Annotated in this window: 1 protein-coding gene; it reads right to left on the bottom strand. The window is 71.9% G+C overall.

Annotated features, from left to right (window positions below):
• Positions 1-1,467: DEAD/DEAH box helicase (locus G3I40_RS41190; RefSeq protein WP_164559925.1), on the bottom strand; the 1,467-nt coding region annotated here is incomplete at its 3' end.
• Positions 1,468-1,993: the final 526 nt, after the last annotated feature.

Below are 1,993 nucleotides of genomic sequence, written 5' to 3'. Positions count from 1 at the left end.
GGCGGCGCGGGCGGTGAGGCGGTCGGCCTCCTCGCGCAGCTCGGCCGCGCGACGGGTGGCGCGCTCCAGCTGCTTGGTCAGCTGGGTGACCTCGCGCTCGGCCTGCTGCGCGGCGTTGCCCGCGGACTCGGCCTGGACCTCGGTCATCGACCGGGCGCCGGTGATCTCGGCGACCTCCGGCTCGAAGGCGGCGCCGCCCTGGATGATGTGCCGGCCGGCGTCGACGCCCGCGTCCTCCATGAGGCGGAAGATCTGGCGGCGCTGGTGCGGCAGCGACAGGGAGACGACGGTGCCCGTGCGGCCGGCACGCGCCGTGCGGCCCGCGCGGTGCAGGTAGTCCTTGTGGTCGCCGGCCGGGTCCACGTTCAGGACCAGGTCGATGCCGTCGACGTGGATGCCGCGGGCGGCGACGTCGGTCGCGACGAGCGCGTTGACGTAACCGTCCTTGAAGTCGGCGAGGGTGCGGGTGCGCGCGCCCTGCGTCATGCCGCCGTGCAGCGCGTCGGCCTTCACGCCGGACTCGCGCAGCTGCTCGGCGATGCGGTCGGCGCCCAGCTGGGTGCGCACGAAGATGATCGTGCGGCCCTTGCGGGCGGCGATGGCCGCGGTGACCGGGGCCTTGTCCTTGGGCTTCACGATGAGGATGTGGTGCGACATCGTCGTGACGTTGCCCTGGGCGCTGTCGACCTCGTGGCTGACCGGGTTGTTCAGGTAGCGCGAGACCAGGGTCTTGATCTCGTTCTCCATGGTGGCGGAGAACAGCATGCGCTGGCCGCCGGCCGGGACCTGGTCGAGCAGCTCGGTGACCTCGGGCAGGAAGCCCAGGTCGGACATCTGGTCGGCCTCGTCGAGGACGGCCACCTCGACGTTGCTCAGGTCGCAGGCGCCGCGGTTGATGAGGTCGCGCAGGCGGCCCGGGGTGGCGACGAGGATGTCGACGCCGCGCTCCAGGGCGTAGATCTGGTTGCCCATCGACGTACCGCCGCAGACGACCTTCATCTTGAGGCCGACCTGGTCGCCGTAGGGCTGCAGCGCGTCCGCGACCTGCATCGCGAGCTCACGCGTCGGCGTGAGGATGACGGCGCGCGGCTTGTGCTTCTCGGAGCGGCCGCCGGACAGGCGGGACAGCACCGGGAGGCCGAAGGAGAGGGTCTTGCCGGAGCCGGTGCGGCCACGGCCGAGGATGTCCTTGCCGGCCAGGGCGTCCGGGATGGTCGCGGCCTGGATCGGGAAGGGGGTCGTCACGCCGTTCTGCGCGAGCTTGCGCACGACGGGCTCGGGGAGCCCGAGGTCGGCGAACGTGAGGGTGGGCTCGGCCGGCTCGGCGGCCTCGGTGGTGTCGGCGGACTCGCCGACCGCCACGGTGTCGACCGTCTCGTCGACGGCGATGGCCTGCACGGCGTCGACGATGTCGACGGCCTCGTCGTTCGCTGGCATGACGGACTGGTCAGAACTGGAAATGGACATGCGAAATGCGAAACCTTCCGGAGTCTCGGCACGCGCCCGTCAACTCCGTGTATTCGCAATTCGCAAATCGACCGCCTCAATGCGGTCCAGCCACGGCAAGGGAGAGTACGCGCCACGCGGCGCTCCTGTACGGCGCCGGGCAAATGGGATCAAACGATCTACCACCATACGCACCCGACACCCCCCGAGGCAAACCACACCCCTGAGACCCCGGTCACACGTACGGCGGACTACACCTCAAGACTACGCCGGATCCCCGGCCCGCGGCGCCGGCTCCCGCAGCATCTGCGGGGAGGCCTGCTGCTCGTGCGCCGACGACGAGGGCTCGGCGGTCGACGGGGACGGCGTCGGCGTGGGCGTCGGGGTCTCCTTGGGCGGGGTGGGCGCGGACGGGGTGGCGCGCGGCGTGCTCGGCCTCGTGGACGGCGTGGCCCGCGAGGTGGTCACGGACTTCGAGGGCGCGGCACTGCGCGAGAGGGCCACCGACGGGGTGACGGAACCCGCGGACGTCGCGGAGGCGTCCGGG

The sequence above is a fragment of the Streptomyces sp. SID14478 genome, assembly GCF_010548525.1.
GTDB lineage: Bacteria > Actinomycetota > Actinomycetes > Streptomycetales > Streptomycetaceae > Streptomyces.
Note: the sequence above shows the minus strand (reverse complement) of the source record. Positions and strands in the feature narration are given on the sequence as shown.